Below are 26,896 nucleotides of genomic sequence, written 5' to 3' on the forward strand. Positions count from 1 at the left end.
CGATCTATTGTGTTTAAGGACAGGAGAATTTTCGCAAAAACCTCTCGGTTTATTATCCCTGACTTCTAATCGCTTCTCGCGTCATAAAGCGGCTGGTGTTAACGGCATTAAGCAGATCATTGCTTAAAGGTAGCGGCTCCCTACATAGACTGCTTACCAAAACCTCTGCCATTAATGGCGCTGTGGTTAACCCTCGTGACCCTAAGCAAGTAAGGGTGGACACTACACTTTCAGGCAACACAGGCGCGCTGGTTAACGGCTTGCCCACGCCTAGCATATCGTAGTGTTTTTTCAACGCATTAAAATCATGCAGTACACCGACTACAGGCTGGTGGTCGGGCGAACCTAAGCGCGTTGCCGCTCTTGCTTGGCCGTCGTGTTGTAATGCCTGCACGATGTCGGTATTTGCCAGCGCCTGTTCATGTGTGGCAAGGTTCGTTTCAGTTTCGTCGCTTCGCACATCGGTACTTAAGTCGTTTTTCACGTAGGTTGAGCCAAGTGCGTGTCTGTCGTCGAGCGCAGGCGTCATATAGCCTTTATGACACAATACCGTTTTGAGCTGTTCAATTGGCATTTGGGTGGGGATGGCTTCAACCTGGCCGCGAACAGGGCGAAGGGACAGGCAGTCAAAATCGCTAGCGTTTACCGCACCTGCGCCAAGGGCAAGAATAAGATGATCGGCAATAACGTTTTCTTGCGATAAGTCGCTATCGAAAGTGTTGCTATCAAGATCACCCTTAGCACATTTCTCAGGCTCACCAAGGTTAAAACAAATTTGCACTTTATGTGTCGCTGACCCGTTTACGCTGCCATCTTTAGTTATAACCACATCACCCGTATCAAGAGCGCCGGTTGAAGCACCGCCGTCAACATTACGTAGCGTTCCCTCAATCGCTTTATGGGATACATAGGTATGATTGGGTTTCAGCGTGAGCTTGCCACTTTGAAGAGCTTCTTCAATCATGGCACTAACTAGCTGTGGAGGAGAAAGCCATCCGCCCAAGCCAATGTATAAGCCAGAGTAGGGAAGAGCTAGGTTAGCGATATCGCTCACTTCTTTGTTGTCCACGGGTTTAATTAAAGCTTCAGGCCATACGTCGGCTGCTGCCAGTTTATTTTGGCGTTCCGCTACCTTGTCGTTAAAGCTTAATTGAATAACGCCACAAAAATCATGGGCAACGTCGGCTAGGCCACAGGCTTTTGCATGTTCAATAGTGTGATCGTAGGCTTGTCTAGCATACAAAAAACTGTGCGCCTGAATGCGGCTGGCAATACTTGCTTCGCTATGAAGCTGCGGGTAAAAGCCGCCTTGCGGGTTTCCGGACGCGCCGCTTGCAAGAGTGTCCCCATCGAAATACAAGGTGGTGTTAATACCGCGCTTCACTAACGCAAGGCACGCAGTGGCTGCAGCAAGGCCGGATCCTACTACTGCTACTTTACTTGTTTTATCTAAACTGCCGTTAGCGTACCTGTAATAGGGGCCAGCAGGCAGGCGAAGTTTATGCTGCACATTTTCGTTGTCTTGGTTAAAAACGCCGGTCAGCATGTCACGCTTAAGGCCAAAGCCGTTGCGTTTTTTAATGCTAAAACCCACACCAGCTAGCCCACGCTTTACTATGCCTGCGGCGGTAAATGTGCCAAAGGTTGTACCGGTTTTTGATAAGCGAGCCATTTGGCTAAACAGAGCGTCGGTCCACATGTCGGGGTTTTTGCTTGGTGCGAAACCATCTAAAAACCAGGCATCGATTAGTCCATTTGCAGGGGAATGCCATTGAGGTAAAAGCTCGTGAACATCACCAATCCACAGGTCGAGCGTGGTTGAGTGCTTATCGAAATGTAAGCGATGACAACCTTCAAGTCCCATAGGGTAAAGTGCAGCGAGTGCTTGCGCTTCGTCTTTAAGGGCAGGGAAAGCTTCTAGTGCACGCTGCATATCCTGTTGAGGCAGTGGAAACTTTTCCGTGGTAATAAAGTACAGGTGCTTAAGTGGATGATTCGGGTTCGCTGCTTTAAATTCGTTAAAAGCACGCATAGCAACTAAGAAATTAAGCCCAGTCCCGAAACCTGTTTCGGCAATGACAAAAGTTGGGTTGCGCCACTGTTGCCAGCGTTCAGCAAGGTCGTTGCCAGCAACAAAAACGTGTTGGGTTTCATCAATTCCGCTGTCGTTAGAAAAATAAACGTCGTCAAAATGGTCGGCGACAGGTGTACCGCTCTCATTAAAATGAACCTGTGCATGCTTAGATTTCACTGTTTATTTTTCTCCGCTTATATTGTTTTGGTGCTGACACTCTAGTTTGGGGGCTGTTTTTACTCGTTCATCAGCTTGCCCATCCGATGATTGGCTTGAAACGTTAAAGCTAGTTTGTCGCGTTGGTGAACAAGACGCCTCTGCGAGTGCTGAAAAATGCGTGGTGACTTTACTGGTCACGCGCTGCGCGCCAAGCATACCGCCAATAGTGACCCAAGAACCGTTAACGTTAATTAATCCGCGATGATCCATGGTGGGCGCTTCAGCTTCTGTTTTCGATATACCCCACGTTTCTTTTGCAGTATCAAAGGCCCAAATGGCGTCATCTGCAGTTGAAGGCTCGCCGTTATAGCCAATGCCATCGTAGTTGTACGGGTTAGCCGAGCCGCCTACAAAATAGATTTTATTGGTGGCCTCATCGCCCGCTGCGGCCATGCGATAGCGCGCAGTACCTGTTGGATGGTCAAGTTTACGCCAATCAACCTTTAAAGGGTTTTTCTTATCAATTACGCCTTTGAAACAGGCGGTTTCTGCAGCAAAGCTACGGCGTTTATCACTGTGCGGTGTTACTGATACGCCGTCACAAATTACCATGGTGTTATTAACGATGCCTCCAGCTTGACCAAATACCGGTTGGCCAAGAAAAGGGCTTGCCTGTTGCCATTGCTCGGTTTGCGTATCGTAGATTTGTACAAGATTTACGTTGCCATCGTTGTGCCAGCCTGAAACTAAGTAAACGTAGCGGTCTTGGTAAACCAGTGCAGTTGCATCATCAACAGGTACAGGCATAGGCGCCAATAGCGTATATTCCTCTGTCGTGGGCGAGTATTTATAAACATCTGGCGTACTAATTTCATTATGATCTTCATCCACCGTGTAGCCACCAAAAATGTAAACGGCATCGTTAACACCTACCGCCACGGAAGCCAAGCGACCTTTTAGTGCAAGGCTGGATGGAACTGGGGGAAGAGCTTGCCACTGCAAAGGTTTATCTTTGTTGTTAATAACGAGCTGCCAAGCACGGTTGTGCACGTTTTTATGGGTTTTGCCTTTGCCCAGCCCCATAAAACTAAATACATATTGTGTGTTGTTTATGGTGACAGAAGCTACGGCATTGTTTGACACAGGCTCTGGTAGCGCGGGGAGCCTAATAGTCGAAGCTGCTGCTGAGACAGTCGCTGCAGAAGCAATGATAAAGGCTGCCACCACGAAAGAAAGTCGGGGTATCGCACTTTGGAAAATGTGTAGAGCAATGGTTCTTGGCTTTTTTAATGACACAGCAATCTTCAGTTTTATCTAAATTTCGAACGTTTGGCCGCGTATTCTACCTGTCACCTTTTTGTTTTTCCGCAAAAGTTTGTACCTGCTTAAAACTCTTCTTTTTTTATTGCTTCTGCAAATAACAATCTATCAGTAAAAACAATACGTTTATTTAATTGTTGTTGTAAATAATTTGTTAAATTTAGCTGTGCGTCTATTGAAGATAGTTCAGGGAGAAGATATGGCGGGCGTGTTTCACCAATGTGGCAAGAGCATTTGCAAACGCACAAGAGATGAAATGGATGAGCGTGCACGTATCATCGCGTATGCACTTGCTGAGCAAGATGTAAAAGAAAACGATGTGGTAGCTATTTTTATGCGAAACCACGTCGATATATTCGAAATAGTAGAGGCATGCCGATATGTGGGTTCGCGTTATGTTTTGCTTAATTGGCACAGCCCAGTTGCAGAACTTTTACCTATTTTAGACGACTGCAGCGCTAAAGTGCTGTTCGCTCATCGAGATTTATTAAAGGGTGAGAATGACCTCCAACCATTGTCGCGCGTTTCCACCTTGTCAGTGATATATACGGTTAAAACGCCGGAAAGCATTTTAGAGCGCTATCATCTTACAGATAATTCACTGTTAGCATCCGAGCCGAAAACTGGGGAGCAGTACCAGTGCCTTGATACGCTATTAGCTGCCCCAAACGCAAAGCGCCACAATGAACCGCCGAAACGCTTCAAGGGCATGTTTCCGTACACGTCGGGCAGTACAGGAAAACCCAAGGGCATTAAGCGCGATGAAGACCTAACGCGGCCGGACCCTTATTTGATATTCAAAGGCCTCTCTGAAGCGTTAATGCAATTGTCGGAAGGTGACCGCTTTTTTGTCTCTGCACCGCTTTATCACAGCGCACCTCATGCGCTTACGCTCTGCTGTTTAGCAGCGGGTAATGTTGATGTATACATTGAGCCTCAATTCGACCCGGAACGATTTTTACAAGACATAGAGCGGTTTAAACTGACTCATGCTTACATTGTTCCCACCATGATGGTGAGGCTACTTAAACTGCCCGAGTCGATAAGAAGCAAATACGACACTTCAAGTTTGCGATTTGCCTTATCAACAGGGTCGGCACTGCCAAGCGATGTGAAAGAAGCAATGATTAACTGGTTTGGGCCAATATTTTATGAGTCTTATGGCGCTAGCGAATTGGGCTTCATGACCTTAATTTCATCTAAAGAGGCATTAGCTAAGCCTAATTCTGTGGGCAAGCCCATTCCCGGTGCAGCAATTAAAATACTGAGCGACAATAAAGAGGCGTGTGAAGTAGGGGACGTTGGCGTTATATACGCGCATCTCTCTATGTTCGCGCCATTCAAGTATACCAATACTACGGGCGCGCCGAGTGACTTGCATGTTGGTGAATTCACAACATTAGGCGATATGGGTTATGTGGACGAAGATGGTTACTTATACATTTGCGATAGAAAAAAAGACATGATCATCTCAGGTGGCGCCAATATATTTCCTGCTGAAATAGAAAGCGTCATCATAGAAATGCCTGAGGTTGCAGACTGCGCGGTATTCGGAGTGCCTGATGCTGAGTATGGCGAGAAAGTCGTGGTGGCTATTCAATGCCTACCCGGCAATACGCTTTCGATTGATGCGCTACACGGGTATTTAGATGGCAAACTAGCGCGGTTCAAGTGGCCTAAAACGTTGCAAATACTCGAAGCTCTGCCCAGAGAAGATACGGGTAAAATATTTAAGAACAAACTTAGAGCCCAATTTAGTGAATAAAAGAAACCGCAAAAGTTTATGTTCAAGCTATTTTGAAGGTTTTGTGAAGGTATAAATTAACGCTAGTCATGACCCTGTGCATTCGTGCTACATTGGACTTATTAAAATAAAAAACTACGTAGCCGCAGACGGTAACAACGAAAGAGAAGAGAAGTGGTCAAGTAACCTGTTTGTACCAATATGCACAGCATTGAAACAGGTACTGTAACGCTTAAGTATAGCTAGTTCGAGTATGGCAATTGGCAGAGCAGACCACTTTACCATTCAAAATCGTTACCATAAGCCGCAACAACGCAAAGGGTAAACTATGAGAAGAGCAGTTATCACCGGTCTTGGTATCGTATCAAGCATCGGCGTAAATAAAGAAGACGTACTTGCTTCACTAAAAGCGGGTAAGTCTGGAATTACATTTTCAGAACAGTTCGCCGAAATGGGCCTTCGCAGCCAAGTTTGGGGCGACATCGACATCGATTTGAAAGAGCACATCGACCGCAAAGCTATGCGCTTTATGGGCGATGCGGCAGGCTACGCGTACGTAGCGATGCAACAAGCCATTGCAGACTCTGGTTTAGAAGAAAGCGACATTTCAAACGAGCGCACAGGTATTATCGCAGGCTCAGGTGGCGCATCTTCTGAAAACCAAGTGCTTTCTGCTGATATTCTTCGCGAAAAAGGCGTTAAGCGTGTTGGGCCCTACATGGTTCCTCGCTGTATGGCATCTACGGTATCAGCTTGCTTAGCGACACCGTTTAAAATTCGCGGCGTGAACTATTCAATTGCCTCTGCATGTGCAACCAGTGCCCACTGTATAGGTAACGCGCTAGAGCTTATTCAGCTTGGTAAGCAAGACGTAGTATTTGCCGGTGGCGGTGAAGAGCTACATTGGTCACTGTCAAGCCAGTTCGACGCTATGGGCGCACTAAGTTCTAAATATAACGACAATCCTGCTGTGGCATCACGAACTTATGATGCAGCACGCGACGGCTTTGTAAGTTCTGGTGGCGGCGGTATGGTTGTTGTTGAAGAACTTGAGCACGCACTAGCACGCGGCGCAAAAATCTACGGTGAAGTAGTAGGTTACGGTGCTACATCAGATGGCTTCGACATGGTTGCACCATCGGGTGAAGGCGCAATTCGCTGTATGAAGATGGCAATGCAAAATATTGATGCGCCTATCGATTACTTGAATACCCACGGTACATCAACGCCAGTAGGCGATGTGAAAGAACTTGCGGCGATTCAAGAAGTGTTTGGCCAAGCGGGCGTACCTATTAGTGCAACAAAGTCACTGACAGGTCACGCACTAGGTGCAGCGGGTGTAAACGAAGCTATCTATAGCTTGTTGATGATGGAAAATAACTTTATCGCGCCATCAATTAACATCGACACGCTGGACGATGCAGCACAAGGCTTAGATATTGTTACCGAAGCACGTGAAGCAACGCTAAACACAGTGATGTCTAATAGCTTTGGCTTTGGCGGCACTAACGCAACGCTGGTTATGCAGCGTTATAATGGCTAGTCAAAGCAGCTAGGAACAGAAAATTCTTAGCTTCATTTTAAGAAGCCTTAAACTAAAAAGGGCGTAAAACTTAACACCATGAGTGTTTGTGTTTACGCCCTTTTTTATTGTAGACACTTATAGCTTTCTAAAGTAAAGATTGCGAACACGACCGTTAGATATCCTAAAGCCATTCACCTCACCGTGAACATCGCGTTCAAATAGGATATCGCCAACTTGTGAGCTAAAAAAGTCACCTTTGACTGGCGCAATATAATGGTCGCTCAAACGGTGATGAGAAATTTTCAGCTGTTTATTTTCTGGTGAAAAGTGATAAGTGGAGGAAAGTTCAGGGCTGAAGTAACTGCCGGCGAATTGCGATAACCAGGTTTTGGTTATTTTGACTGGTGTATAGCCAACCGACACATACGTATCGACGTTGTCTACTTGCACGGTCATTAATCTTTTCTCATCGCTTTCAGTAAAGCTAACATAAATCTCACCCTCTACATTCAGCATTTTGAAAGTGTTTTCACTGATAGGAGCGAGTACGCTTACGTTATCTTCCCCTCTTGAATACATTAGTTTACCGTTTTCTAAATATATCTCTCTCGAGTACGTTTCTGGTTCATACCAATAGTGACCCACATAGGCATTGAGTGTGTCTTCATCTAACACAAGAAAATTAGATTTTTCTTTAGGTGAGATTGACTCTAGAAATGCGTCAGCAATCGCGTTCTGAGGGGGAGGAGTATTTGTCTCTAGAAGCCTGTCAGCAATTTGTAGAGCCAATTCCCAAGGCCTTGCATCTGCGCCATTATTCAATATTGCTATTGCTAAATTTTGTTTAGGGAATCGAGCCAAATACGAACGAAATCCTGCGTCTCCGCCGCTATGCTGAATATATTTGGTACCTTTGTAATGGCTAATAAATTGCCCGTATGCGCCACCAAATGTATCTCCATTGTTTAAGGACGCAAGGGTATTCATTTGCTTGACTATAGCAGGGCTACCCACAGTCGGCTCGCTAAAATTAGCTGACCATTTCAGCAGATCTTCTGCGGTCGTAAATAAACTGGTTGCACCTACATTTGAAAAGTTCAACACGCTTTTTTTGTAACCATTGCCGTTACGCTCGTATGAGTAGGCCCTATTGCTAACGATCTTTTGATGGTCGTCGTAAAACAAGCTGTTACTCATATTCAATGGCGTGAACAGCCTTTCTTGCGTGAATTGAGCAAAAGATTTACCGCTAACACGTGCAACAACCTCTGCTAATAGTGTGAACCCGGTATTTGAGTACAGAAACTCTTCTCCCGGTTTGAAGTTTAGCTCTTTTTGTCGCGCTACTATTTTCAGTACGTGTTCGGTAGTGATTACGTCATCTAATCGCCAACCAGCCATACGCAACAAATTCCATTGATCTCGCATGCCGCTTGTATGTGATGCTAAGTGTCGTAAAGTTATTGTGTGACCAAAATCCGGCACTTCTGGAATGTATTGTCGTATGTCGTCATCGAAATTTAACTTGCCTTCTTCAGCAAGTAGAAGAATGGCGAATACGGTAAATTGCTTAGATACGGATGCAACGTGAAACATAGTTTCTGGCGTAACAGGTATATCGTACTCTAAGTTCGCACTGCCATAACCTTTTGAAAATATAATCTCTCCATCCTGCAGAACTGCAACTGAGGCCCCTGGCTTATTAATATCATCGAATTGGGTAAATAGTCGGTCAAACTCGATAGTTTGTTGTGAAGGGCTATTAAGAGGCTTTTCAGGTTTTGATGATGGTTGGCAGGCGCATAAACCAATTGATAGCAGTACACTAATGACTAGACGGGCTGCAAAATTAGACATTATAACGATTCCTTGTTATCACTTATTTTCAATTTTTTTCCGACGAAGAGCAAACTTCAATACGCTGTACAAAAACGCAAAAGCTATTCACAGGCAAAGGTTAGAGTAAAGTTGTTTTAATTTGCAGGCAAACATATTTTCTATTAGCTACCTACTGACGAAAATGCTTTTTCACCTGTTCTTTTCACTTTGGCTCGGCTGCTATTTCCTATCATTTGCTAAATATACTAAGTTTATGACGAAGCAATTTAGTATCAGTTGGTCTAAAAAAGCAGTTTTTCTTTTTTTAGAGGTCGATTAGTCTAATACTTGAGCCCTATTTATTTGTTAGAACCTTCATTATTCGAAAGGACTTTAAATGGATTTTGTTCTTTTTTTAATTACAGCACTGGCACTAATAATTAGCCTTATAAGAGAAATTAGGAAACGAGGCAGCGACAGCATAGGCGTTGTGGTATGGAAATATTTTAGTTATTACACAACACTTTCTAATCTTCTTGTCCTAGTTTGGTTCGCGGCTTTGACTTTTGGGCCTGAGCAATCAGTTGCTCAATTTGCTAACAACCCCAATGTAGCCACTGCAGTTACTTTTTATATAGTTACAGTTGGTATTGCTAACTACCTTATCTATGGATGGCTAAAACTCTCATTGTTTGAACGTATTTCAGATTTATTAGTCCATGCCGTTACACCCGTAATCACACTTGCGTACTGGTTTTTCTTTGTAGAAAAAACGCAGCTTCAATACTCTAATTTAGGCTATTGGCTCATTTTTCCGCTTACTTATGCCGCGTACACAATGTCTCATGGGAAATGGACGAAATTTTACCCTTACGAATTTACAAATGTTCAAGCGCTAGGCCTTAATAGAGTTTTATTAAATGGATTAGTATTATCTATCAGCCTCCTTGTTGGCGGCGCTCTATTTATATTTTTGGGAAAACTCTTGGCAAGTTCTAATAGTGCACTTTAGCCGCTTGTTCTGATCGTTGGGATCTTATACATGGGCTACGTTACTTCGTTTCTAAATTTAACTCATGCGTTATCTAGCATTTGTGTAGGGTGTAAAGGTTTGCTGTTTGACTTAAAAGGCTTGTGAGGCCCCTGTGTACGTGAAGCAACCCTCCAATTAAAAGCAGGTGGAATACCTGCAATTCGCTTTAAGCAGTCTACAAGACGACTAACCCTGTAGGCGAAATACTCAGATTAGATCTGAGCTTATACATGTTAAGGTGTTCTTCTCAGCCCAACCCGTTTTTCCAAAAATTAGCTTCTTATGTCGTCTGCTGAATCAAAGCTGCAGCATGTTTAATGGCTTTTCGAATCCTATGATAGGTACCACAGCGACAGATATTGTCGCTCATAGCTTCATCAATGTCATCATCGTTGGGATTGGGATTAGACTCCAAGAGTTTGACGGCGGTTAAAATTTGTCCTGCCTGACAAAACCCACACTGAGCGACATCTTCGTTTATCCATGCTTCTTGCACCGGATGCAGAATGTCATCGACCGCCAGCCCTTCAATAGTGGTTAGCGATGCACCCTCCACGTCTTCCATTGGAACAATGCATGGGCGGACTAGCTCACCGTCTTTAAAGATAGTGCAAGCGCCACACACGCCAACACCGCAACCATATTTTGGGCCAGTAATACCAAGTCGATCACGCAGGAGATACAGGAGCTCATCGTCGTTTTCAGCGTCGATAGAAACCGGGTTATTGTTAACATTAAATGTAATTTGTGGCATGAATTAACCCTCTGGATAGAAGTCACGAAGTGGAAAACGACGTGGTGCAATGCCCGTCGCCCTTGCAAATGCGTTGGCTATCGCCGCTGCCGCTGCAGGAACTACCAACTCGCCTGCACCTCCCGGTGTTTCTCCGTTAGGCGGCATAAAATGCACTTCAATATCCGGTGGCGTGTTGCGCATTCGAGCAATTTCAAAATCGCCGTAACTGCTCTCGCGTATGGCGCCATTGTCGAGGTGTAAACTGGTGCGGATCATGTAGGTAATGGCATCGGTTGCCGCACCGATAACTTGCGCCTCAAGGCCGGTTGGATTCAATACTCGGTTCACATCCAGCGCGACAACAATCTTGGTGACTTTACATTCTTTCTCCGGATCTTTGAACGTTTGTAATTCAACAAGCACGGCAGCTCGAGACTTATACTCTTTATGCAACCCGAGGCCCTGGGCACGTCCTTTTTTCATTCTCCTTCCCCAATTGCCCTCTTGAGAAACTTTCCGCAGAACAGCTTTGGATCGCTCATCATCCAGCATTTGTAATCTGAACTGGCATTCGTCCTTGTTCATTGCGCGTGCCAATTCGTCAACAACTATCTCGTTTGCGACGGCAGCTGTGCCGGAGTAGATGCCGCGCCAAGAGGAGGTTGGCACAACGAATTTTTTTTCGTTTAGCAGCAAGGAAGTTACACCAAACTTATATTGCACTAGTTGCGTTGAGTGCCAGACTGTCTGGCTGAAAGCAGCGGGAGCTAATTCTCCTCCCAATGCAGTAATACCTTCGCCAAAGCCATGTTCGAGATCCAATTCAGCGGTCGCAGCACGATGGTCAAACGACAACACTTTTTTGCCAATTAAAAAACCTCTAGTGTAGGTCGCTTTTACGTTATGCAAGCTGAGCGGTCGTGCGCGGCCAAACTTTGTGTCGTCCTGTCGAGTAAACATAAGTTTGATGGGGCGGTTTACCATTTGTGAAATACGCGCGCCTTCAACTGCTGCATCAAAAAATAAGCGACGGCCAAATGAGCCGCCGCTCTGAATTACATTCACCTCGACGTCAGTGGGTAAAACTCCAAGTTCACGCGCAATTTTGGCTTGTGCTGCAAGTGGCGTCTTGGCGCCAGTCCAAACCCTTACCTTTGAGCCGGTTGCATCGGCAAGTGCTGTCATGGTTTCCATGGGGGCATGTGCCAAATAAGGAAAGATGAACTCGCCGCCAACCGAATCGGTAGCCAGAGGAATATTAGGTAAGGTTGGCAGGTTTATCGCACGTAACTGCTCAATGACCTCGGCGTCAGATAGATTTTCTGCAGCACCCACACTCCATGAAATATTAAGAGCATCACGCGCACGAAATGCTTCGCCAAAGGAACGCGCAACGACTGCCACGCCAGAGGAATTTGCATCAACATCCAGCGGAACTTCTCTGATGGCAAGGACACCGGGCAGGCCTATTGCCTCAGAATCGTCATACGTGATCACGCGACCACCTAAGCTGGGTGGCCTAGCGACCACAGTGGGCATCGCATCTGGTACTACGTCGAGATCCATCGCGAAATCTAGTTTGCCGGTAACGATATCGCGCGCGTCAACCCGCTTTTGCTGCGTACCGATAATTTTGTATTGTGACGGATCTTTAGGCTGTGCTAATCGAGCGGCATCGTTGCGTCCTTCAACACCTGCGGTAAGCGCAGAGTAAGCAATACGGCTGCCATCGTTACCAATCGCATAGCCATTTTCTGTACTAATGTCGTTCACGGAAAGCCCGAAATGCACTGCGGCTGAAAATTTTATCTTATATAACAGGGCTGCTGCGACTTTGCGCAGCGGATCCCAAAGAGAGGTTATGGCGTGAGAGCCCCCTGTAATTTGACCAGTCGCTCGTCTGATTTCTGCCGGAGATAAAGTCGCATCAATGGAGGACATTTCAACGTCCAGCTCTTCGGCAAGAATCATCATTGCAGCGGTTAATATACCTTGCCCCACTTCCATTCGTGGAAGCTCAAAACGGACGCGGTTATCACTCGTTATCTTAATTAAATAATCGTAGTAGAAAGGGTCACCGGAGATGAGCAGCAGGTCTGTTAAATCCAGTTCATCTGCAAGCTCAGGTATTCCTAACAACTGGGCGTTGGCACCCTGAGGGCGAAGAGCACCGCCGGTTATATGTAACGCAACGGCAAAACTCGAGCCCTTGAGCATGTAACCAATAAACTTTCTTCGTCCGGTGTTTTCTGCCTCGACAATGTGTTCGTCACCACTATCGGATTGATCATGTGTCTGTGAGGAGGTAATCGTGTCTACTTGTTCTGCATGGTTGCTTTTTGTCATAAATTCTCCGTTACAGTTCAAGACCTTCGATAGCTAACTTAACCTTAAGAAAAGTCGTTTATTTAATTCAGGTAATTGCAGCTTGCCAAATACCTGTTAACGAGATGTTATCATAAAGTATAATTTATTAAACATTAATAATAAGTAATACTAAGTAGGGGTATTCCCTTATGTGCGGAGCATGTTTTCTGTGAGTTGGATAGTTGAAGAGAATTCGTTTGAGGCATCTCATCTATCTGATCTTCATGGGCGGAGTCTACCAAAACCAAAGCGGCTATATATTCGAGATAGGTGAGGGCATAGCGTTGCATGTTTACACCGCCAAATGAATGGCCTACAAGGATAATTGGTCCGGTAATATTTTTTTTCTAGAACCGAGTGAAGTTCAGCTACAAATTTCGGTCAAATAAACTGGTAACGACTAAACAAAGTATCTGGCTCGGGAATAGTGATCTTTCCATAATGCCGTTTCAGCAAGCCTTCACTTTCAAGCTCGCCTAAAAGCTGATTAACCGTTTGCCTACTACTATTTATCATTTGCGCCAAAGACTCCTGCGATAGGGTAAGTGTAATCGCGTTGTTTTTAGGTAAATGCTGACCATAGCTGGTGGTAAGCATCAATAGCCTTTTTACCAGCTGATGCTTAAGGCTAAGCCCCGCACTTGAGTCGATAAACTGAAACGCACTGCGCACACGCGTGCATAGAAGGCGAGTAAAATGAGGATACAATTCTGGATACTGTTCAAGTAATGCCTTAAACGCGTTTTTTTGAATTATAGCAACGACGGAGTTTGTCTCACAGAAGTTGTCGTGAGTACGGGGGAGGTCGTCAAACATTGATATTTCACCAAACCAGGTGCCGGGCCCAAGTAACGCGAATAGCATTTCGCGGCCATCTACACCTACCGTAACAACTCTTAAACGGCCTTCGCACACACCATAAAAACCTACACCGTCTTCACCTTTGGCATGCAGTTGTTGCCCTGCTTTTAAATGCTTAAGGCGCATCTTTTCGAACATGGCTTCCTGTAAATAGGGCGGCATCTCGCTAAACCACGTAGAGCTAGTCAGAACAGGTTTAAATTTTTCCATTTAACAAATTTCTTACACTGTCGTATATCCGACAGTGTATAGCAATTACTGCGCGTAATGTAGGCGGTAAGAGAAAGTAAATGGAAGTTTCATTGAATCGCTTAAGGTGAGGAGCCTTCAGAAAAGGGCTGACAAGCCTAAATCGACAAATCTCAATGGAATCATTTTAGATATAAAAAGAGTAAAGCTATGACAGATTCAGTAAAGTCGAAAGTTAGCAGTGAAGAATGGCAAACCCGTGTTGACCTTGCCGCGTGTTACCGCGCAGTTGCTATGTATGGTTGGGACGACCTTATTTTCACTCACATTTCTGCCCGTGTTCCTGGGCCTGAACATCATTTTTTAATTAACCCATACGGTTTAATGTTTGATGAAGTTACGGCATCCAGCCTAGTAAAAGTTGACCTTAACGGCAATAAGGTGATGGAAAGCGAGTACGATATTAACCCTGCGGGTTTTACTATTCACAGCGCTGTTCATGAAGCACGTGATGATGCCAAATGCGTGTTGCATTTGCATACAGCAGAAGGCGTGGCGGTATCTATTTTAGAAGAAGGGTTGCAGCCTTACTCGCAGCAGTCCCTTTTTCCACTAGCGTCCCTTTCTTATCATGCCTATGAAGGGGTGGCGTTAAATCCAGAAGAAAAAGCGCGGCTGGTTCGCGACCTAGGCGATACCCAATTTATGATTTTGCGCAATCACGGGCTCTTAACCTGTGCAGACAATATTCCCGATGCATTTTTGTTTATGTTTATCATGCAGCGCGCCTGTGAAATTCAGCTTAAAGCGCAGGCCACAGGTAAGCCGTTGATTCCAATTCACTCGGCAATTCTAGAGGGAATTCGTGCTCAAGCCGAGCAAGTTACTAGGCAAGCGGGTGGTTCACTTGCATGGCCAGGTATTAAACGTCGCGTTGAGCGTCGCTTCCCTGGATACGATAAGTAACTATTAAAAGTTAACGTTATCCAATACCACGATCGCAAAGGGTGAGATGGACAAAAAGCGCGAGCTAAAGCGCTTTGCTTTAAGAGTTTCCGTTTTAAAAGGTTGTATAAACTTCGGCTGTCTCTTTGATATGGCGGCCAAATGTGCATCAAAATGACGTAAATTAAGCCAACCACCGACAAGATAAATAAGGGCGCTAGGTTACTAAAAGCCTAACTTAGGGTACACTTAGCGCCATGAAAATACTTCTTGAAGATACCATTCCGTTTGGCACCGATTACCTTAATAGCGTAGGTCAAGTTGAAACCTATGCATGGCAATCTCTTGTGCCTGAAATGTTGCGCGATGTAGATATTCTTGCGCTGCGTTCTACCACTAAGGTTACTCCTGAATTGCTGAGCAACGCTAATAAGCTTAAGTTTGTGACTACGGCAACGGCAGGAACCAATCATCTAGATAAAATACATTTGGACAAGGTCGGTATTGCACATAGCAGTGCAGCAGGCTGTAATGCTGTTGCGGTGGCCGAGTATGTGTTAAGTGTATTATTACATGCACAAAAAGCCCAAAAGCTCGACTTTTACAATGCGAAAGTAGGCATAGTAGGGGCCGGAAACGTGGGAAGCGCGCTATCACGCATTTTAACGGCAATAGGTGTTAAACACTGCTTGTACGACCCTCCGCTACAGCAAGCGTTAGCAAGTACTGGTAAAACACAGCACAACGGTCAGTCGTTTGTAGATTTAGCACAAATTGCAACGTGCGACGTTGTCTCGCTTCATGTGCCTTTCATTAAAGGCGGCGACTATCCTACTTACCAGATGATCGATAAAACTTTTCTTGAAGCATTAACACCTGACCAGCTGCTTATCAATGCATGCCGAGGCGAGGTTATAGATGAAGAAGCGTTACTAAACCTGCTTCAACAAGAACGGACGCCAACAGTAGTGCTTGATGTATTTGATAATGAGCCTGCCATAAACACAGCACTATTTGACCACGTTTGGTTCGTAACACCACATATTGCGGGTCATTCTGTAGAAGGTAAAGTGCGCGGTACACAAATGATTTACGAGCAAATTTGTGAGGTAGTGGGCGCAGCCCCAGACAAAGCGCTTAGCGACTTTTTAGAGAAAACTAACCCGATCAAAGCTGCGTTAAATTCGCCAGAGGCGTCGCGGTTGTCGGTTGAAGATCTTACTGCAGTATTTCACAAGGTGTACGATGTCGCTATTGATGACGAAATAACGCGAAACGCTTTTTCATCAACATCAAAAAATAACGAAAAAACGAAATCTGATGTGGCGAGTACGTTTTCTACACTGCGCAAGCAATACAGAGTACGTCGCGAGTGCAGCGCCTATGCGTTACAATTGCCAAAGAACACCAGTAAACAAATTCAAAACACTTTCACCAAACTAGGCTTTTCCGTTAGTCTGGTTTAGATATTTTCTTATTAGGAGCATAAAGCATTATGTCGCAAGCGTTTGACGTAGCGGTACTTGGCGCCACTGGTTTAGTGGGCCAAACCATGATTGAACTATTAGAAGAGCGAGACTTTCCGGTAAACCGTTTGTATCCTCTTGCCAGTAAACGTTCAGCTGGTAGTACTGTATCGTTTAAAGGCGAAGACATTGAAGTATTAGATGCTGATGACTTCGACTGGTCATTAGTGCAATTAGGTTTTTTCTCAGCCGGTGGAAGCATTTCAGCAAAATTTGCTCCGCTAGCCGCAGAAGAAGGCTGTATTGTAATCGACAATACTTCAGAGTTTCGTTACGAGCCTGATATCCCTCTTGTAGTGCCAGAAGTTAACGCCCATGCACTGGCAGAGTTTCGCAATAGAAACATAATTGCGAACCCAAACTGCTCAACCATTCAAATGTTAGTAGCACTTAAACCAATCCAAGAAGCTGTTGGCATTGACCGTATTAACGTGTGTACCTACCAATCAGTGTCTGGTGCAGGTAAAGAAGCCATGGAAGAGCTGGCTAAACAAACTGCGGGTTTGCTAAATGCGCGTGAAGTGAAGTCAGAGTCGTTTAGTCGACAAATTGCCTTTAACGTTATCCCTCAAATCGACGTTTTCCAAGATAACGACTACACCAAAGAAGAAATGAAAATGCTGTGGGAAACCCAAAAAATCATGGGCGACCAAAGTATTTTGGTAAACGCTACTGCGGTACGTGTGCCTGTATTTTACGGTCATGCGGAAGCCATTCACTTAGAAACATGTTCTCCGATAGATGCACAGCAGGTTAAAGAGCTCCTAGCCAATGCACCCGGTGTTACCGTGTACGACGGAAATGAGCAGTTCCCAACTCAGGTTAGCAGTGCTAGCGGTAACGACATTGTGCACGTGGGCAGAATTAGAAACGACATTAGTCATCCATGTGGCTTAAATTTGTGGGTGGTGTCTGACAATATCCGTAAAGGTGCAGCAACAAACAGCATTCAAATTGCTGAAACGCTAATTCGCGATTACCTGTAAACGGTTCAACAGAGGTTCTGCCTCTGATTAATCGGATAAGCACAGGAAAAGGTAAACATTTTTCTGTGCTTGCCGATACGCAAACTAAGCAGGGTGTTTGTGCGATGTAAAAAATGCGTCTATTGCACTGTAAAAGAGATAACGTGTGTAGCGAATTTAGTGTTCTCGACGCGATGGTAAGATAAATCTCGGGACATTAAACAATCAGCATTTAGCAAAACTTTAAGCATTAGATTAGACCAATACTACTGTCTAACTAGATCACCCTTAATAACTGGTTTATAGTTTGTAGGGTTAGGAACAGAACAACGTTAAAAACAATAGTCAGTCAGACACTTAGGCGAAGAGTAAGAACTCTAAAAAGCGCAAACAAATCTTACTGCCAGGGTCATATTAGACTGAAAAACGCTAGCTTGACGATTAACGGTTTCAAGGTGGCTTCAGAATAAAAATAAAAGCCAATATATCTTTCTGTAGTGATTGGCTAAAAAATCCGCCCATACTATCGGGTGGTAAAGACGCTTGAGGGCATATAGGACTGCTATGAAATTGCATTTGACGGGCTTACTTTTACTCACATTATGTTTGTCTGGCCCTATAATCACTGTTGATGCACAAGAACGCGCTACCTTCTTAAAAGGTCCGAAAGACGCAACTGATCAATATTCGGGTCTAGAGTACGGACCTATTGATGCTAACGATACCCTTTGGCGTATTGCCGAGCGCTATCGCCAAAACAATAACCTGAGTGTTTATCAGGTTATGACCGCTATTTATGAACTCAACCCCAACGCATTTGAAAATGGCAACTTAAACTTGTTAGTAGATGGCGCGATTTTGAAGCTGCCGTCTGAGCGTTATATTGCCAGAATCGACAAACAAAAAGCACAAATGCGAGCTGAGCAAGACGATAGGGCATTCGCTGAAACGCTTAACAAGCCTGGTAGCAGCGTAAGGAATATTAAGCCAGCATCCCCGTTAGTCAACCAACAAGACCTCACTCAAACGCAAACTGACATTGAGCAAAAGATCACCCGTTTAGATCAGGAACAAACTCGTCAGTTTGACGAACTGCGTATGCAGTTTGCCGCCTCACTAGAAAATGTTGAAGCAATTCTCAACGAAAACAGACGCTTGTACGAGCGTGTTGAGGCCGTTAATGGCGAACTAGAAACCTTACGTGGTCAAGTGGAAGGCGATGTAAAGAGCCAACTAGATATGCAAGTGGCGCTTCAGCAAGAATTGCTCGACATGATTAAAGCCGAGCAAGCGCAGCGTGAAGCCGAGAAACAGTCTTCGTTTTTAAGCGCGCTTACCAGCCCATTAAGCTTGATCATCGGTTCTGCAATTCTGTCACTCTTGTTAGTAGGTGGCCTAATCATGTGGCTGCTGAAACGCAACAGCAAGCCGGAAGAGGCGCCTGCACCTGGCCCTACTATTACGGCAGATAACGACGAAGTACCCGTACCTGATGCTGACATTGATGACCTTTCAAGCGCATTAGCACCCGACTTCGATGACAAAGCGGAGTTGTCAGATGATGATTTGTTCAATGATGACGACCTACTTGATGACGTTCTGACTTCAGATTTAGAAGAAAGCCTTGATGACGAGCTAGAAACCTTTGCTGACCTTGAAGATGATATGTTGGTGCCAGACGATGGTGGAGACGATCTGTTCGAGGCTGGTGATGATGAGCTTGACCAGAGCGAGTTAGACAGCTTATTTGATGATGATGACCTGTCAGACAAGGTGTTAAATGACAAAGACGCAGATGACCTAGAAGGCTTTGACCTTTCAGGTGATGACGACATCTTTGATGAAGATGCTGCAGATGATAGCGAAACTGAGTCAGCGGCTACTGAAGAAGCTATATCAGTAGATGACGACGATTTTGATATTGATGACTTGCTTGACGATGTACAAAGTCAAGGCACCGAAGAACCTGAAAGCGATGAACTCAATGAGTCAGGTGATATTGACCCTGATGATATCCTTGCTGAGGTTAACGGAACAGCCGATTCTGAAAACGTCGACGAAGACGATATAGACGCCTTGCTTGCAAGTTCTGTTGATTCGGTATCAGAGGCTCTAGACGAAGAAGAAAGTAATGCATCTTTGCCGAATGTAGAAGATGAAGACGATAAGCCAGAGATAAGCATTGATGATTTGCTTGAAGAGCATGGCGTTGATGCAGGCCTTACCGATGAGCTAGACAGTAACGATGACCTTATCAATGAGGACATGCTGAGTAAGCTCGACGATGAGATAAATCAGCAAAACAACGAAATAGATAAGATCACCGACGATTTGCTTAACGAAATAGAGCAAATTGAAATGATGGGTGGTTTAGGCGAAGAAGATGACGAAGACGATATTGAAGATGAAATAATTACATCGGCACCGTCACCTCAATCTATCCAAAGCCTAGATGCTATTACTGACGATTTAGATGAAATAGTCACCGACGAAATAGAAACAGACGCTGATTTCAGTGATCCACTATCCGACGACCTTATCGCGGAACTTCAGGCGGAAGACGAGCTTGCGGAAGAGCCTTCAGTGGATCAAATGCCTTCAGCGGATGGAATGCCTTCAGCGGATGGAATACCTGAGGATATAAACGATTCAGCATTAGATGAGCTTGAAGAGCGTGATGAAAACACTTCAAGTGAGTTACCTTCTCAAGCCGAGGATGATGGGGATTTTGAGGACCCGTTTACTGACGAGTTGCTCGCTGAGCTTGAAGCCGAGCTGGAAGGTGAACCAGAAGTTAGCCCAGATGCCAATCCGGACGCTCACGATGAAGATACCGATTTAACTCTTTCTGAAAGTGAAGAAAACGAAGATGACTTTAGCGACCCTTTAACCGATGAGCTTCTCGCTGAATTAGAAGCTGAGGAATCTAAAACCAGCAAAGACGTAGATCAGCTAACAGACGAGCTGCTTTCTGAACTCGAATCTGAAATAGAGCCTGAAAATGACACAGACGCAGAATTTAACGCTGATGGCGAAACCGTTACGCAACCTGATGAAGCAGAACCAGCGCTAGAAGGGCAACCTGAGTTAGGCACTGAAGTAGAGCCCGAACAAGATGCCGATATAGATTCAGAACAAGAGCCTGAATTAGAAGCAGAGCTTGAATCTCAGCCCGAGCCTGAAGCAGAACTCGAATTCGATACTGAATCAGAAGAGGGCGAATTAGCACCAGAAGATAAGGTAGAGGCCGAGGCGCAGCAAGAGCTGGGCGCTGAAGCAGAGCCTGACCAAGATGCCGATATAGAGTCAGAACCAGAGCCTGAATTAGAAGCAGAGCTAGAGTCTCAGCCTGAGCCAGAAGCAGAACTAGAGTTTGATACTGAATCAGAAGAAGGTGAATTAGCACCTGAAGAGAAGGTTGAGGCGGAAGCTGACGCTGATAGCGAGCTTAATGATAATGTAGGGCCACAGCCAGAGCTAGAGCCAGAAGCGCTGCAAGAGTTAGGCACTGAACTAGAGCCCGAACAAAATGCCGATATTGAGTCAGAATTAGAGCCGGAGCTAGAATCAGAGCTAGAGTCTCAGTCTGAGCCTGAAGCAGAGCTCGAATTCGATACTGAATCAGAAGAAAGCGAATTAGCACCAGAAGACAATATTGAGGTTGAAGCTGACGCTGTTACCGAGCTTGAAGAAAACGCCGAGCCACAGCCACAGCCAGAACCACAGCCAGAGCCAGAAGCGCAGCAAGAGTTGGGCACTGAAGTAGAGCCTGAACAAGATGCCGATATAGAGTCAGAATCAGAGCCTGAGTTAGAAGCAGAGCTAGAGTCTCAGCCTGAGCCTGAAACAGAGTTGGAATTCGAAGAGGAAGCAGAGGCTGAAATAGAGCCGGAATCTGAACTCGAAAGTGTCAATGAAAGCGCCGAGAACAATACGGGAAGTGATGCAGACGATCCGTTAGATGACGCCATCGAAGCGTTTGAAAAGCAAATGTTGGACGACATCCCTTCTTTCGGTGAGATAGAGCCTTCAGCTGAAGAAAAGCCCTCAGCGGACGAAAAGTCTTCAGCTGACGAAAAACCTTCAGCTGACGAAAAACCTTCAGCTGACGAAGAGCCTTCCGCTGAACAAGAGCCTTCATCGGATGATTTTGCCCAAGATGAATCACCGGCAGAAAAAGACAGTGATGATTACGACGACAGTCTGTTAAATGAAGCATTTGATGAAATCGACAGCTTTGAACTTGAGCAAGAGGTCGACGGCGTTGATAAAAGTGAGCAGCAACTCGAAGACTCTGGTAGCGCTGAAAAAGTGGGTTCAGCCGAAGAGCTAGGCTCAAGCGAGATTGGCTCAGAAGACAGTAAAGAAAAAGAATTCAACGAACTTGATGACGTGCCTGGTCTTGACGATTGGTTGTCAGGGGCTGACGAAGACGATGCTGTTGACGACAACGAGATACTTGATGACTTAGACAGTGCTGAGTTTGATGAACTTCTTCAGAGCCTTGAGTCTGATGATGCCGTAGATGCAAGCGACATTGAAAGCGAAGATACACAAGAGTCAGTCGCCGAAAATGATGAAGATACGTTCGAACTTGAACAGGAAGCTGATGACGAGGCCACGTTTGAGTTGGAAGAGGATGTCGCTGACAACCTTGAACCAAATGAAGGCGATGATACCCTCGAGCTAGATGAAAACGACGAAACTTTTGAGTTAGATGATGGCGACGACATAGAATCAGCGAAGGATGATAACGAAGAAGAAACTTTCACCCTTGAAGACGATGATTCTGAACTAGCTTTAGACGACCTCGACATTCCAGATGATGTGGACTTAGATATCGCCACGCCTACGGAAATTGAAGAAGACCAGCAGGGTGCAGAACTACCTGAGCCCGAAAAGGAGCAAGAGGAAGAGCTGAAGCTTGATAATCCTGATTTGGATTTAGCAGCTTTACTGAGTGATGTCGATGGTGAAAGTGAGTCTCAAACGCCATCCGAAGATTTTCTTGATGTAGAAGCGCTGATGGACGATGGCGACGACTCTGATGAAGTTGATCCAGATAGCCAAGCGCTAGATCTCGATGTGAGTTTATCTGACTTTACCGGCGTTTCTGACGAAGACACGGTAATAGATATAGATAAAGATGCAGGGCAAAACGCCAATTTAGATTTGGCTCGTGCATACATTGAAATGGAAGATGCAGATGCTGCGAAAGAGTTGCTTGAAGAAGTAATGAAAGAAGGCAGCGAAGAACAGAAACAGGAAGCGGCCTCAATCCTACAAAAAATCACCTAATTCACTTGTAGGAGTGGGCGAAAGCCTGCATTGATAGTCGTATTGAGCGGCCTGTATATTGATAAGATATACAGGCCGCTTTTGATTTCACTAACTTGCATTTATTTGCCATGCAGTAGTTGGGCTTTGATTATAAGCAGCATTGCATGTTGTAAGCGAGATGACTACACTTAGCGCCTTTTAAGAAACGGGGTAAAACTGATATGGGGCGAATTGCCTTAGGGATTGAATACGACGGTGCTGCAGTTTACGGTTGGCAACGCCAGCGCGAAGTACCGAGTGTTCAAGAGCATCTTGAAAAGGCACTATCGACAGTAGCCAACCAACCTATTGAAGTGCAATGCGCTGGGCGCACCGACGCTGGTGTGCACGCGACTGGGCAAGTGGTTCACTTCAGTTGTGATGCTCCTCGTTCAGAGCGCGCATGGACGCTTGGGGTTAACGCAAACCTTCCAAACTCTGTTGCTGTTACTTGGGCGAAGAACGTAAGTGATGATTTTCATGCTCGTTTTTCTGCTACCCATCGCCGCTATCGCTACGTCATCCATAATGCAAAAATGCGCCCAGCAATTTTGAACTCGGGCGTTACCCACATTCACCGTGAATTAGACGAGAAGAAAATGCACCTTGCCGCCCAAGCGCTATTGGGTGAACAGGACTTTACGTCGTTTCGCGCAGCGTTGTGCCAAAGTAAAACGCCGTTTCGCAATGTGACCGATGTAAGCGTGTATCGCCAAGGTCGCTATGTGATTATAGATATCCGTGCCAATGCCTTCTTGCATCACATGGTTCGCAATATCACTGGCGCGCTTGTCGAAATTGGGGCAGGAGAGCAAGATGTAAATTGGATTGCTCACTTATTAAGCCTAAAAGATAGAAGTAAATCTGCAGCCACGGCAAAGCCAAATGGTTTGTATCTGGTAGATGTCACTTATCCTGAAGAGCATAACTTGCCTAAAGGGCCCTTGGGACCACTGTTTCTGCCAGATTGCACATAGCACTGTCGATGTATACAAGGAAGTATTGTGACCACGTTTCAATTTTTATCAAAAACTTTTGGTTTGTTATTGTGTTTAACGGCATTAGAGTGCGGTGCCGATATAAAAGATAAAACCCCTAGCATACGTTTCGCGGTTAACACACCAGGTGCTGCCCCATATTTATATTATGATGAGAACTCAAAACGCTATGAAGGCATAGTCGTCGATTTTTTTAACTCGGATGAGCTATCGAATCAGTTTCGTATCGTTTATTTGGACTCGAATCGTGCTAGAAGCGAAGATTTATTAAAATCGTCATCGATAGATTTGTTTTTATCTTCTGAAAGTTGGATAAGTAAACCGAACGACTTTCTGTTTAGCGAAGAGTTGATAAAGCATGACAGCTATATCTACTCAACTTCAAATTTTGAAGGGCCATTTGCGCCCGAGGAAAACTTATCTTCTAGTATTTGTACTAGATACGGCTTTACTTATCCCGTTTTACAGCAGTTCTTTGGGACAAAAGAAGACAGCATTCAGAGGGTTGACTCTAGTAGCCAATTTACAATGACTATGATGATGTCGAAAGGACGCTGTGACTTTGCGATAATGAATGAACACAACGCGCGTGCTGTTATGTTTAACAAGGTGTTTTGCTCTTCAGAATTCTATCAGTCTCCTAACATTGTTAGCCGGGTTAGTTTAGTGTTTGTTATTCGTTCTGATTTAAACTCTCTCAAAAATAAAATAGATAGTGCGCTGAAGCACTTTGTCGAAAGTGGACAACGGCAACTTTCGCTAGAACGTCACTCAGGTGTTAATCTGTTTCCAAAACTTACATGTCACGGTGCTCCTTGAAACCAACATTCTATGAATCTCGTCAATGATAATTTAAGTAAAAGCCAACAGCGGTTAGCATTACTGATATCGACTGCCAACTTCTAAGACCAGTTTTGTTTTTTCCATTTCGTTGTATTGTGGTCTAATAGCGCGCTATATTAGGTAGCTGTTCTATTGTGTTACGTATTTTTTCTTTGTAATACAGTATGAAACTTAAAAATTTAATGTGTTGTTGACCACAAGTATGAACAAACATTAATCGTCATGGTCGGCAAACAAAAACAAAGGATTCAATTTCCATGAGCTGGATTCAAAAAATTCTTCCTCGCACGCAAACTTCAACCAAAGGTAATGTGCCAGAAGGTATCTGGACAAAGTGTGGTTCTTGCCAAGCTGTGCTGTATAAGAGCGAACTGGAAAAACTTCAGGAAGTTTGCCCTAAGTGCGACCATCATATGCGTATTACTGCACGCCGTCGCATTGATGCGTTCTTAGACGATGGCGACCGCGTTGAATTAGGTGCAGAGCACGAGCCGCAAGACGTACTTAAGTTTAAAGACTCTAAACGCTACAAAGACCGTATTGTTGCAGCGCAAAAGTCGACTAACGAAAAAGATGCGCTAGTGGTAATGCAGGGCAAGCTAAAAGGTATGCCTGTAGTGGTTGCATGCTTTGAGTTTGCGTTTATGGGCGGCTCAATGGCATCAGTAGTAGGTGCTCGCTTCGTTGCCGCTGTTAATGCATGTTTAGAAAATGATATGCCGCTTATTTGCTTTAGTGCAAGTGGTGGTGCGCGTATGCAAGAAGCGCTTATGTCTCTAATGCAAATGGCTAAAACATCGGCTGCCCTTGCTAAAATGAGCAAAAAAGGCTTGCCTTATATTAGTGTACTTACCGACCCAACAATGGGTGGTGTATCTGCAAGTCTGGCAATGCTAGGCGACGTAAACGTAGCAGAGCCAAAAGCGCTTATCGGCTTCGCGGGCCCTCGCGTAATCGAACAAACAGTAAGAGAAAAGCTGCCTGAAGGTTTCCAACGCAGTGAATTCCTTGTCGAGAAAGGTGCAATTGATATGATTGTTGACCGCAGAGATATGCGTGATAGATTACACAGCTTGTTGGTTAAGTTGCATTATAAGAATTAGTGAATAACGAAAACAATTTAAAACCTGGCTCAGTGCCAAATACAGAAGGCGCAAAGGCGCCTTCTGCTTCGCAAAAAAGCCTGAGCCAGTGGTTATCCTACCTAGAATCTATTCATCCTAGCGCCATCGATATGGGGCTAGACAGAGTGAAAGAAGTGGCTAACGCCATGGCATTATCGCTCAGTCAGTCGTTGGTTATTACTGTTGCAGGCACAAACGGTAAAGGCACAACTTGCCGCTTGCTTGAACAAGCCATGTTATCGCAAGGCAAAAGTGTTGCGGTATACAGCTCACCTCATTTAACCGATTACCGCGAACGGGTGCGTTACAATGGCGAACTGCCGCCTGCCAGTGAATTTGTCGATGCTTTTGAGTTTGTAGAAAGTGCGCGAAAGAGCAATGCTGGCGAACCTATCACCTTAACTTATTTTGAATTTGGTACGCTCGCTGCAATGAAAATGATGCAGTCGTGGGCTGTTGATGTGGTCATTCTTGAAGTAGGCCTAGGTGGACGATTGGATGCCACCAACATTATTGATCCCGACCTTGCTGTTATAACCACTATCGATCTTGACCATCAGGATTGGCTTGGCAATACACGTGAAAAAATTGCTCGTGAAAAAGCGGGTATTATGCGCAAAAACGGCAATGCAGTGGTTGGTGAGCTGTTTCCGCCATCTTCGCTTTACGATGTGGCTAATGAATTACAGGCAAATGTGCGCTGGGCCACGCAGGACTTCGTCACAGTAGTGGCAAGTGATTACAGCGAGTGGAGCTGGAAAGGAAAGAGTAACAGCTACGCGTCGCTACCTTATCCTAAAATCCCTCTACAAAATGCGAGCACGGCATTAGCAGCACTTGAGCTGCTAGATTTGCTGCCCGAAGAAAGTGTGGTTAGAGACATTATCGAAAACACCACCATGCCGGGTCGTCAACAGACAATTAGCGAATCGCCTCTTGTCGTTGTAGATGTTGCCCATAATCCACAAGCTACTACGGCCATGCAAGAGTGGCTAAATCGTTACGACGTCAGCCAGATGCGCGTTGTTGTGGGTATGCTTAAAGATAAGTCAATTGCTGAAACCTTGGCGCCTCTTTCAGGGCTTAACGCCAAGTGGTACTTAGCTTCAACAAGTGGGCCGCGAGGTTGCAGTGCAGAAGTACTTGAAAATGCACTTGTTAATGCCGGCACAACCATAGAGAATATAGATACGTTTCAAGACGTGACCTCAGCATATCAACGTGCGCTTGCAGATTATCAAACTGGTGAACTTATTCTCGTTTTTGGTTCTTTTGTTACCGTTGCAGACGTACTTGCTGAGCAAAACTAACACGCGCATTGTAAGTAAAACCGTGTATTCAAGCAGGAGA

Annotated in this window: 18 protein-coding genes; 11 read left to right on the plus strand and 7 right to left on the minus strand. The window is 45.0% G+C overall.

Going from position 1 to position 26,896, the window contains the following annotated elements; translation table 11 throughout:
- Window positions 1–52 precede the first annotated feature (52 nt).
- The gene (gene mnmC2, locus ACYX4N_RS09120; protein ID WP_476056329.1) at window positions 53–2,251 is read right to left on the minus strand and encodes a tRNA (5-methylaminomethyl-2-thiouridine)(34)-methyltransferase MnmC2; all 2,199 of its coding nucleotides are present in this window, start codon (window positions 2,249–2,251) and stop codon (window positions 53–55) included.
- A 3-nt stretch (window positions 2,252–2,254) separates the two neighbouring features.
- Window positions 2,255–3,529 carry a Kelch repeat-containing protein gene (locus ACYX4N_RS09125; protein WP_476056330.1) on the minus strand — a complete coding sequence of 425 codons (1,275 nt, stop codon included), beginning with the start codon at window positions 3,527–3,529 and terminating at the stop codon, window positions 2,255–2,257.
- A 223-nt stretch (window positions 3,530–3,752) separates the two neighbouring features.
- On the opposite strand from ACYX4N_RS09125, the gene ACYX4N_RS09130 reads away from it, so the two are divergent.
- Both ACYX4N_RS09130 and fabB read left to right on the plus strand, forming a co-directional pair.
- Window positions 3,753–5,318 carry an AMP-binding protein gene (locus ACYX4N_RS09130; RefSeq protein ID WP_476056331.1) on the plus strand — a complete coding sequence of 522 codons (1,566 nt, stop codon included), beginning with the start codon at window positions 3,753–3,755 and terminating at the stop codon, window positions 5,316–5,318.
- A 307-nt stretch (window positions 5,319–5,625) separates the two neighbouring features.
- Window positions 5,626–6,840, plus strand: a complete 1,215-nt coding sequence (gene fabB / locus ACYX4N_RS09135; protein WP_118493712.1) for a beta-ketoacyl-ACP synthase I — start codon at window positions 5,626–5,628, stop codon at window positions 6,838–6,840.
- 117 nt (window positions 6,841–6,957) lie between these two features.
- Here fabB and ACYX4N_RS09140 read toward each other — a convergent pair whose 3' ends face one another.
- Window positions 6,958–8,679: a serine hydrolase domain-containing protein gene (locus tag ACYX4N_RS09140; protein ID WP_476056332.1), complete on the minus strand. Its 1,722-nt coding sequence runs from the start codon at window positions 8,677–8,679 to the stop codon at window positions 6,958–6,960.
- A 358-nt stretch (window positions 8,680–9,037) separates the two neighbouring features.
- On the opposite strand from ACYX4N_RS09140, the gene ACYX4N_RS09145 reads away from it, so the two are divergent.
- A complete protein-coding gene (locus tag ACYX4N_RS09145) occupies window positions 9,038–9,652 on the plus strand; it encodes a Pr6Pr family membrane protein (RefSeq protein WP_476056333.1) in 615 nt (204 codons plus the stop codon).
- Between the two features lie 301 nt (window positions 9,653–9,953).
- On the opposite strand, the gene ACYX4N_RS09150 is transcribed toward ACYX4N_RS09145, so the two are convergent.
- The 4 genes from ACYX4N_RS09150 to ACYX4N_RS09165 form a co-directional block, all read right to left on the minus strand.
- Window positions 9,954–10,427, minus strand: a complete 474-nt coding sequence (locus tag ACYX4N_RS09150; protein ID WP_071951887.1) for a (2Fe-2S)-binding protein — start codon at window positions 10,425–10,427, stop codon at window positions 9,954–9,956.
- A gap of 3 nt (window positions 10,428–10,430) precedes the next feature.
- Window positions 10,431–12,755: a molybdopterin cofactor-binding domain-containing protein gene (locus tag ACYX4N_RS09155; protein WP_476056334.1), complete on the minus strand. Its 2,325-nt coding sequence runs from the start codon at window positions 12,753–12,755 to the stop codon at window positions 10,431–10,433.
- 134 nt (window positions 12,756–12,889) lie between these two features.
- The gene (locus tag ACYX4N_RS09160; RefSeq protein ID WP_476056430.1) at window positions 12,890–13,114 is read right to left on the minus strand and encodes an alpha/beta fold hydrolase; all 225 of its coding nucleotides are present in this window, start codon (window positions 13,112–13,114) and stop codon (window positions 12,890–12,892) included.
- A gap of 43 nt (window positions 13,115–13,157) precedes the next feature.
- Complete coding sequence (locus tag ACYX4N_RS09165; protein ID WP_474806045.1) at window positions 13,158–13,847, minus strand: Crp/Fnr family transcriptional regulator; 690 nt, start codon at window positions 13,845–13,847, stop codon at window positions 13,158–13,160.
- A gap of 189 nt (window positions 13,848–14,036) precedes the next feature.
- Between ACYX4N_RS09165 and ACYX4N_RS09170 the strand changes: the two genes are divergently transcribed.
- The 8 genes from ACYX4N_RS09170 to folC all read left to right on the plus strand — a co-directional run bounded on the left by ACYX4N_RS09170 (window position 14,037) and on the right by folC (window position 26,856).
- A complete protein-coding gene (locus tag ACYX4N_RS09170) occupies window positions 14,037–14,792 on the plus strand; it encodes a class II aldolase/adducin family protein (protein WP_474806047.1) in 756 nt (251 codons plus the stop codon).
- Window positions 14,793–15,028: 236 nt separating this feature from the next.
- The gene (locus ACYX4N_RS09175) at window positions 15,029–16,237 is read left to right on the plus strand and encodes a 4-phosphoerythronate dehydrogenase (RefSeq protein WP_476056335.1); all 1,209 of its coding nucleotides are present in this window, start codon (window positions 15,029–15,031) and stop codon (window positions 16,235–16,237) included.
- A gap of 29 nt (window positions 16,238–16,266) precedes the next feature.
- Entirely contained in the window at window positions 16,267–17,283 is a 1,017-nt protein-coding gene (locus ACYX4N_RS09180; protein ID WP_476056336.1) for an aspartate-semialdehyde dehydrogenase, read from the plus strand.
- Window positions 17,284–17,826: 543 nt separating this feature from the next.
- A complete protein-coding gene (locus ACYX4N_RS09185) occupies window positions 17,827–22,560 on the plus strand; it encodes a FimV/HubP family polar landmark protein (RefSeq protein WP_476056337.1) in 4,734 nt (1,577 codons plus the stop codon).
- Between the two features lie 203 nt (window positions 22,561–22,763).
- Window positions 22,764–23,558, plus strand: coding sequence for a tRNA pseudouridine(38-40) synthase TruA (truA, locus tag ACYX4N_RS09190; RefSeq protein ID WP_476056338.1), 795 nt, complete (start codon window positions 22,764–22,766; stop codon window positions 23,556–23,558).
- Window positions 23,559–23,585: 27 nt separating this feature from the next.
- Window positions 23,586–24,398 carry a substrate-binding periplasmic protein gene (locus tag ACYX4N_RS09195; protein ID WP_476056339.1) on the plus strand — a complete coding sequence of 271 codons (813 nt, stop codon included), beginning with the start codon at window positions 23,586–23,588 and terminating at the stop codon, window positions 24,396–24,398.
- A 281-nt stretch (window positions 24,399–24,679) separates the two neighbouring features.
- Window positions 24,680–25,525 carry an acetyl-CoA carboxylase, carboxyltransferase subunit beta gene (accD, locus tag ACYX4N_RS09200; RefSeq protein WP_474807436.1) on the plus strand — a complete coding sequence of 282 codons (846 nt, stop codon included), beginning with the start codon at window positions 24,680–24,682 and terminating at the stop codon, window positions 25,523–25,525.
- Window positions 25,525–26,856 carry a bifunctional tetrahydrofolate synthase/dihydrofolate synthase gene (gene folC, locus ACYX4N_RS09205; RefSeq protein WP_476056340.1) on the plus strand — a complete coding sequence of 444 codons (1,332 nt, stop codon included), beginning with the start codon at window positions 25,525–25,527 and terminating at the stop codon, window positions 26,854–26,856. Before accD ends, folC begins: the two co-directional genes overlap by 1 nt.
- The last annotated feature ends 40 nt before the right edge of the window (window positions 26,857–26,896 follow it).

The sequence above is a fragment of the Alteromonas sp. ABH4_452 genome, assembly GCF_056311825.1.

Excerpts from the sequence above, each read along its gene's own strand:
- ACYX4N_RS09130 (WP_476056331.1), top strand. The coding sequence starts at position 3,753 with ATGGCGGGCGTGTTTCACCAATGTGGCAAGAGCATTTGCAAACGCACA.
- fabB (WP_118493712.1), top strand. The coding sequence starts at position 5,626 with ATGAGAAGAGCAGTTATCACCGGTCTTGGTATCGTATCAAGCATCGGC.
- ACYX4N_RS09140 (WP_476056332.1), bottom strand. The coding sequence starts at position 8,679 with ATGTCTAATTTTGCAGCCCGTCTAGTCATTAGTGTACTGCTATCAATT.
- ACYX4N_RS09145 (WP_476056333.1), top strand. The coding sequence starts at position 9,038 with ATGGATTTTGTTCTTTTTTTAATTACAGCACTGGCACTAATAATTAGC.
- ACYX4N_RS09150 (WP_071951887.1), bottom strand. The coding sequence starts at position 10,427 with ATGCCACAAATTACATTTAATGTTAACAATAACCCGGTTTCTATCGAC.
- ACYX4N_RS09155 (WP_476056334.1), bottom strand. The coding sequence starts at position 12,755 with ATGACAAAAAGCAACCATGCAGAACAAGTAGACACGATTACCTCCTCA.
- ACYX4N_RS09165 (WP_474806045.1), bottom strand. The coding sequence starts at position 13,847 with ATGGAAAAATTTAAACCTGTTCTGACTAGCTCTACGTGGTTTAGCGAG.
- ACYX4N_RS09170 (WP_474806047.1), top strand. The coding sequence starts at position 14,037 with ATGACAGATTCAGTAAAGTCGAAAGTTAGCAGTGAAGAATGGCAAACC.
- ACYX4N_RS09175 (WP_476056335.1), top strand. The coding sequence starts at position 15,029 with ATGAAAATACTTCTTGAAGATACCATTCCGTTTGGCACCGATTACCTT.
- ACYX4N_RS09180 (WP_476056336.1), top strand. The coding sequence starts at position 16,267 with ATGTCGCAAGCGTTTGACGTAGCGGTACTTGGCGCCACTGGTTTAGTG.
- ACYX4N_RS09185 (WP_476056337.1), top strand. The coding sequence starts at position 17,827 with ATGAAATTGCATTTGACGGGCTTACTTTTACTCACATTATGTTTGTCT.
- truA (WP_476056338.1), top strand. The coding sequence starts at position 22,764 with ATGGGGCGAATTGCCTTAGGGATTGAATACGACGGTGCTGCAGTTTAC.
- accD (WP_474807436.1), top strand. The coding sequence starts at position 24,680 with ATGAGCTGGATTCAAAAAATTCTTCCTCGCACGCAAACTTCAACCAAA.